The sequence below is a fragment of the Candidatus Magnetaquicoccus inordinatus genome (assembly GCF_004217665.1).
GTDB classification, from domain to species: domain Bacteria; phylum Pseudomonadota; class Magnetococcia; order Magnetococcales; family Magnetaquicoccaceae; genus Magnetaquicoccus; species Magnetaquicoccus inordinatus.
Genome location: NZ_RXIU01000023.1, coordinates 13,863 through 21,312, shown reverse-complemented (window position 1 = coordinate 21,312; position 7,450 = coordinate 13,863). Strand labels below are relative to the sequence as shown.

Genomic DNA, 7,450 nt, shown 5'->3' with positions numbered 1-7,450 from the left:
CCAACTCTCGTTTGCTGCGGCAAATCGCTCACAAAAAGCCGCCCGGTCAACAACAACGGGCGGCATTTGTGGCACGATCGCTTATAAAGGTGTCACATTTTCTGCTTTTGGCCCTTTTTCACCCTGGGTAATATTAAATTCGACCCGCTGTCCTTCGGCAAGGGTTTTGAAGCCTTCACCGTTGATGCAGCTATGATGGACGAAAGCATCCCCTTTACCTCCACTCCGTTCAATAAAGCCAAATCCTTTGCTGTCGTTGAACCATTTGACGGTTCCGATTTCACGAGTTGCCATCTGTTATGCTCCTGCTAGAATCAAAGAAAGATCATGGTGGTGCGTGCTGGTTGGCAGACTCATGGCTGGACGAAGACCGGACAAGGGAAAGACCGGAATTGTGTAAAGGAGTCGGAACCGCGCGGAAAATGCTTTATTTCCGAAAGGATGAGGCATTGGTTTCAGGCTCTGGCTTGCTGTCAGATAACGACCACCAACTAAGAAAAGATCAGTGACCCTACATCGAAAATCTTCTCATGTCAATTCATTTTTCCTGAAAACACTAACACTTTTTGTCCTTATCTTCCTCAGACACAGTGCTCAAGGAGGCAAGTGAGTGGCTTTGCAGATAATTGGCCAGGTCATCATCCAGACTCTGCCAGGAGATGCCGGGGGCAATTTTGCCATAAATCCAATGCACAACAGGGTTGCGATGCCTGCCATAGTTGGTCAGAGGAACCAAAAGATGTCCGACTGCGATTTTGGCACCATAGACAGTTTGCCCACTTTGAATAAACCGGGCCCCATTGGCCAACGCCCAATCCACTGCGGCCTCCCACAGACGAAAATAGAGCAACCACTCTCGCGGGCGCTGATAATCAAACCCGACAAATTTATTGACCACATAACCGGGAAAACGAAAGCAGAGCATAAAAGCCAGCAGATCCTTGCTCTCTTTTTCCCGCAACAGCAAAAAATGGGCTGGTGGAGACAGAGCAATCCACTGAAAAAAAGCGCTGTTGAGTCGCTCAAATTTGGTTTCTGCGCGTTGATAGGTCTGTTCAAACAGTGCATGGATCTCTTGCAAGCTCTCTGCATCCGGCTGTTGCAACACACTCATTTCGACCGCCACGGCGCTCGCGCTGCGCCGCCATTTTTTTTTGAGTTGGTGACGACGACTGCCAGACAGAGTGCGCAAATAGCTCTCTTTATCCTCTGGCAGCGCACATACAGTACCCGGATAACTGGTCATGGCAAACAGACCATGGTTTGCCGCCAGTGTGCGCAAAAGCGCTCCATCGGATTCGGCAAAATCTTTCCACACGATCATCGGCGCCTGCAAGCGTTTTGCCTGTTCGGGGAGAGTGCGCTGTATGCTCTCCAGGAGAGGTAGGCGCTCCACTCCTGGCAGGCTGCCTACGCTCCCCTGCTCTGAACAGGGTGAACCGATAAACAAGGTGCGCTGATAGGGCAGAGAGGGGGCCAGACGGCTCAACAGACGCAGCAGGGGCAAACACCAGGGAGGGGCAATAATATCCAGAGGCACATCCATCACAAAAGCGGGAGCGATGGCTACCGCCTCTCCGTCATGGAATACCAGAGCATATAAAAAACGAAACTGCTCCTGCAAACCACTCCGTTCCAAAGCCCGATACCACCAGACTCCTTCCAACGGAGGTGGAAAACAGAGCTCCCACAATTCGGCAGCAATCTCTTCTACCGAATCCACCCAGCGCACCTGCCAGAGTGGTTGCTCCATGCCCTTAACCATTATTCTCCTGCATATCCACAGCTTCCGCTTTGCGCCCCAAATGGATATCCAACATCTGTCGCAATGGAACCATGAATACCGGCTTGCTTAAAAAATCATCCATGCCTGCCGACACACCATTGCGGCGGCTCTCTTCCGTGACATCAGCAGTAAAAGCAATGATCGGAATCGGTCGTTTGCCACGTTCTTGTTCCCACTGCCGAATGGCCCGACTGGCCTGATAGCCATCCATGACCGGCATCTGACAATCCATCAATATCAAATCAAAACGACCAGTTTGATAACGCTCTACCGCTTGCAGACCATCGGCCACACAGACAATCTGCTCTTTGCGACAGCCCAAGCGTACCAACATGCCCTGGGTGATTTTAAGATTGGTCGGTTGATCGTCCACCACCAAAATGGCCGCTTCCGCCAACAAAGAGCTCTCTTGTGTCCCTTTTTCTTCCGAGGCTGCTGCAGACAACAAGGATGTTTTTTCATGGCTGGCCGGGATAAGAGCTGCCACATCTCCTGCAGATAAGAGCTTGACGCGAATGGTAAAATAAAACCGGCTTCCCACAGGTGCCGCCGGATTGGGCTCCACAGCAATACGCCCTCCCATCATGTTTACCAAATCCCGACTGATGGCCAAACCTAAACCTGTGCCACCAAAACGACGGGTAATACTCTCATCGGCCTGGGTAAAGCGATCAAAAATTCGTTGCCGCTTCTCCTCTGGAATCCCTACACCAGTATCACGAACATCAAACAGCAACTCCAACTCTTCGTCATGTGTGGCTATCAGTTCACCACGCAGCTCCACCGATCCCTCTTCCGGAGTAAACTTGATGGCGTTACCCAACAGATTGATCAACACCTGCTTGAGCCGATTGCCATCACCATACACCGTCACCGGCCAATCATCCGGCAGGGAACAGCTCAACAAAATACGCTTTTTACGGGCTGGAATAGCCATGGTTGCTGTCAGCTCTTTGAGCAAGTCCGGCAGATTGAACGGTGCCAGATCCAATCGCAACTGTCCGGCCTCAATCTTGGCATAATCCAATAGATCATTGATCAAAATCAGCAAAGCACGTGCCGAACCATATGCCAGTTGCAGTTGTTCTCTATGCTCGCTGACAGGTGAAGAGTCCTGTGCCAGCTCCAATGCTCCGATGATGGCGTGCAACGGGGTACGAATTTCATGACTCATATTGGCCAAAAAGGCACTCTTGGAACGGTTGGCAGCATCCGCTTTACTGGCCGCTATCCGCAACGCCTCTTCCCGATGTTGCCGCTTGATGGCAATGCCAACCAGTTGCAACAAAGGCGCCAGACGATTACCAAAAAAATGCTCATCAAAACGTTTTTCCCGATCATAACCGGCCAAGGTGCCCAATACCTCCCCACCTTCACCAATGATCGGAATCGACCAAAAGCTCTGGACACCAAAGCGACATATATTTCCCTCATTTGCCGACCAGGGAGTTTGTTGATCAATGCTTTCGAGTAAAATCAGCTCTTTGCGATGGGCGGCAATGGCACAAGGGGTTGCTTCACTTTGTACCGCAATACCCTGTTCTGCCGGACAGCGATAATCAGCCAGACCACTGTTGCGCAAGCGCGGTGCCGTCAGGCAGTGCAAGCGATTCTCCTCCCGATTGACCATGGCAAAACAGGATACCACTCCTGGAAACAGCTCCTCGACATACTGCATAACCAGGCCATAGATCTCCTCCAACGTAGCCCCGGAAGCCACCATTTCCAAAAGCTTGCGCCGATAATTATCCTCCTTTTCCTGCAGCTTTTTGGCGGTAATATCCTCCTTGATAGCCAAAAAATGGCGAATATTTCCTTCTGGATCCCGTACTGGCGAAATGGAAGCCATCTCCCAATAACAGCCTTTATCCTTGCGACGATTATAAAACTCACCCTGCCATACCTCACCAGCCAATATGGTACGCCACATGGTGGCATAAACCTCTTTGTTGGTATAATTGGTTTTCAAAAGACGCGGATTTTGACCCAACAACTCTTCCTGACTGTAACCTGTTGATTGAATACAGGTTTTATTGACATATTCGATGGTGCCAGCAATATCGGTAATCACCACCGTCATCGGGGTTTGATCAAGAGCATGATGCAATTTGCTCAATTCAGCCTCGTGCCGTTTGCGTTCTGCAACCTCGCGCAGCAATATGCGGCTGCGTCCGGCCAGTGTGGCCACCATGGCCAAGGCACCTACCGCCAACAATAGGAGTATACCTCCGGCCATCTGCTTCCAAAATTGCCTGGCAGCCAAACGAATGCGTTGTGCTGCCAACAAATGCGTATCTTTCTGAATTGTACTCCCCAAATCCCGCAACAGATCAATCATCCGTGTGGCCGCATCAAACCACTCTTTTGGGTCTACGGCAAATCCTCCCTCGGCATGGCGACTGACGATCAACGAGCGAAAATGGTTCAATTGGCTGTGTGTCGCTTCGTTGTCCATCGCCTGGAAAATATCCCGATAACGATTGGAGGATAGGGCCAGCAAAGTTTCGATATGGGCCTCGCGTTCTCCCTGCAACCCATTCCACCGTTCATACATGCCCGGCAACAGGCGATCGGAGGTAAACACATCGGTCAACAAAGCCCTCTCTTGTCCCAATGTTTCTCCGATACGCAACAAGGAAGGCAATACAAAAAAACGGTTGACCAGTTCGACATCGGCAATTTGGATAACCAATTTGCTGATCAATTTCAGAACTATTTTTACAAAACCAGTATAATTTTCAATGGCTTCATGAGCCTCTACCGTTCGTCCATCCACATGTCGACGCACCAACTCCAATTGGGATAATTCCCGTAACATCTCTTCCAGCAATAAATGAAAATTGGCATCCTCTTCATTGAAAGGAGTATGTCCAGAAAGATAAATGATCTGCTGTTGTATATGCTGGTCGGTATTGGCACGATGCATCTGCAGTTCTGCTCGAAATTGCTTGCCGTTGCTGGCCAAATAGCCGGAGGAGTAGCCGCGCTCTTTCTGCAGTTCATAAACCAGATTGGTCAACTCACTCACATTGCTCGTCCAATGTTGTTGCACCTCGGAACGGTTCCAGGCATACCATTCATCACTGATATGAAACCAAATATAGCCAACCACGATGGTCAATGGCAGCAACCAGAGCAGCCAGCGCTCTTGTAAAAGCTGTGAAGGCAGCCAGCGCATTTATCTCTCCTGAGCGGCTGAAGTAAGATCAACTTGCAACCAGATACAGGCCCCAGAATCTCGTTGTATGCGCTGTAAATAGTTGGCATGTGCCGTCTGCTCCTGCTCCGACAGTGGCCAGTGACGAACGGGTAAAACAACGGCAGAGCTGCTGACAGTATGCACAGGCATGGATTGCACCTCTTGAGCGGATGAAGAGGGCACATCGGTCAACTCCAAGCGTAACTGGCTGCCACCGGTCAACTCCAGATAGACGGAGGCCAAAAGATCGGCATCCAAAAGTGCGCCATGCAGGGTACGCTGGCTGTTGTCAATTTTCAGCCGTCGACACAGAGCATCCAAAGAGGCAGAAAGACCAGGAAATTTACGTCGGGCGAGGGGGATAGTATCGATAACCCGGTTCATGCTGAGTGGGGGGCGCTGTAGGCGTGCCAATTCAGCATTCAAAAATCCTATATCAAAAGAGGCGTTGTGAATAACCAGGGTATCGTCACCAATAAAGGCCAGAAAAGAGTCAACCAGATCGGCAAAGCGGGGAGCGTTGGCTACCTTTTCCTGGGTAATTCCATGAATACGCACCGCATCGGCAGGAATATCCCGCTCTGGATTAATCAAAGAGTAAAATTGCTTGCCGCGACGGGTATGCAGCATTTCAATACAACCGATCTCCACGATGCGATCACCCTCGGCAGGGTTCAGACCGGTGGTTTCCGTATCCAATACAATGAAGCGTTTCATGAGAGGGGCTCAATATCCGGCAAAGGTATCAAAAATCAGGTGGCCACAGCCGCTCCCGTATTGCGGGAGCGCTTGTGGACAAAAAGGTTTGCATAATCGGCAGCAATATGTTCTGCAACCTTCTCCCCATTGCGTACACAATCAGCAACAGAGATACCATCACGCCAGTTGGCTCGCAGATAGAGACCAGGAAAAGGGGCCAAATCGGCATCCACCTGTTGTATACGCTGCAGATGTCCCAAGGTATATTGAGGAATGGCTGCCGAATAGCGGGTCAAATAGACAAAATCGACTGGAGGCATCATTCCCAAACAGTGACCCAAATCCTGTTCGACTTGGCGAATCAGTTGGCCATCGGTCTGTTGCAGTAATGCGGGTTGGGTAGCGCCACCAATGAATGAGGTTAACAGTGCCTGCCCTTCCGGGGCACGATCCTTAAACAGCGTGCTAGAAAAGAGGGTTCCCAGCAGGGGCAAACCCTCCCGTCGAGGAATCAAAAAGCCGAAACCATCCAAAGGATGGGGAATCAAGGCACGAGAATAACCAAGGGCAATGCTGGCAATGGGGGCATAGGGAATAGCGCGCAAGGCAGAGACAGCTATTTTGGCAAAGGGAGCAACCAGTTGGGCTGCTGCCGGAGCGGGTACAGACAATACCACCGCTTTGGCCAACATTTTTTCTGTTTTGCCGGCTACTCTTCCATCCGGTAAAACATTGACCCCATAAATCTGCCAACCTCCCCCCTGACGATTGGGAACCAGACTCAACACCTTGAAACGGCTACGCAGTGCACCCTCTGGCAACTGTTGGGCAATGCGTGTCGGCAGCAGACCCATACCTTGATCAAAAGAGATCATCCGTCCCTTCGGCAGACCGGCTCCTTTCAGTACACGACCCTGATGCAGGGCTCCGCGCAACAGGGAACCATGATCTCGTTCCAAAGCATAAATTTTTGCCACCGCCGCTTGCACCGAAAGCTGTTCTGGATCACCGGCATAGACACCGGAGATAAAGGGATCAATCACATATTGAAAAAACTCTTCTCCCAGGCGGCGACGAACAAATTGGGCAATACTCTCTTCCTCTGTGCCCGGCGCCCGAAAAGGTTCTGCCAACAGTTGCAATTTGGCATGCCAGCTAAAAAAGGAGGAGAGAAAAAAGGCGGGTGGAGAGCCAGGCAAGGCTTTCAGTTGACCATCACGCAGGATATAGCGGCGAGAAGCCAAGGGATTGGCAACCTGCAGATGGGGCTCCAACTGCAATTGCTGAATCAAACGGCCTAAAGCATCATCGGGATGACCAGGTTTTTGCAGAGTGGAATTGGGACCATGCTCCACTCGATAGTTTTGTTTGCATGAGGTCAGAATGGCTCCGCCCGGTTGGTCGCGCGCCTCCAACACCCGCACCGGAATGTTGTGGGTATGCAAAAACCAAGCAACCGACAGTCCAGAGATACCGCCGCCAATGACAACGACCACTGTTTCTTTCCCTCTTTGCGATTAGAGAAACCACTGCATTGCTTCAACAACGGTTGGCGGATGAGCAGGCTGCCTGCTGATCTTATCCGCTTTTTTTATTCAAATCGTTTTAGAAAAGCTTTTTTTCTGTTGAGCGTTGCTCAAATACCAATCAAAAACCATACAAATGTTACGAATCAGCAATCTCCCTGCCGGTTTGACACGCAAGAGATCTCCCTCTTCCTCCAGCAATCCATCGGCAAGCATGCTTTGGATGGCAACCATCTCTGT

Annotated in this window: 5 protein-coding genes; all 5 read right to left on the bottom strand. The window is 50.6% G+C overall.

The genetic code is table 11. The annotated features are described in order from the left end of the window. Positions 1-81 precede the first annotated feature (81 nt). The gene (locus EJP87_RS03605) at positions 82-294 is read right to left on the bottom strand and encodes a cold-shock protein (RefSeq protein WP_130470500.1); all 213 of its coding nucleotides are present in this window, start codon (positions 292-294) and stop codon (positions 82-84) included. Positions 295-556: 262 nt separating this feature from the next. Beyond that, complete coding sequence (locus EJP87_RS03600; RefSeq protein WP_130470499.1) at positions 557-1,765, bottom strand: GNAT family N-acetyltransferase; 1,209 nt, start codon at positions 1,763-1,765, stop codon at positions 557-559. Then, on the bottom strand, positions 1,758-4,964 hold the full coding sequence (locus EJP87_RS03595) for a nitrate- and nitrite sensing domain-containing protein (RefSeq protein ID WP_130470498.1): 3,207 nt from the start codon (positions 4,962-4,964) through the stop codon (positions 1,758-1,760). The genes EJP87_RS03600 and EJP87_RS03595 overlap by 8 nt, the downstream gene beginning before the upstream one ends. Continuing rightward, the gene (gene dnaQ / locus EJP87_RS03590) at positions 4,965-5,702 is read right to left on the bottom strand and encodes a DNA polymerase III subunit epsilon (protein WP_130470497.1); all 738 of its coding nucleotides are present in this window, start codon (positions 5,700-5,702) and stop codon (positions 4,965-4,967) included. A gap of 35 nt (positions 5,703-5,737) precedes the next feature. Beyond that, positions 5,738-7,180, bottom strand: a complete 1,443-nt coding sequence (gene hemG / locus EJP87_RS03585; protein WP_130470496.1) for a protoporphyrinogen oxidase — start codon at positions 7,178-7,180, stop codon at positions 5,738-5,740. Positions 7,181-7,450 lie beyond the last annotated feature (270 nt).

Excerpts from the sequence above, each read along its gene's own strand:
- EJP87_RS03605 (WP_130470500.1), bottom strand. The coding sequence starts at position 294 with ATGGCAACTCGTGAAATCGGAACCGTCAAATGGTTCAACGACAGCAAA.
- EJP87_RS03600 (WP_130470499.1), bottom strand. The coding sequence starts at position 1,765 with ATGGTTAAGGGCATGGAGCAACCACTCTGGCAGGTGCGCTGGGTGGAT.
- EJP87_RS03595 (WP_130470498.1), bottom strand. The coding sequence starts at position 4,964 with ATGCGCTGGCTGCCTTCACAGCTTTTACAAGAGCGCTGGCTGCTCTGG.
- dnaQ (WP_130470497.1), bottom strand. The coding sequence starts at position 5,702 with ATGAAACGCTTCATTGTATTGGATACGGAAACCACCGGTCTGAACCCT.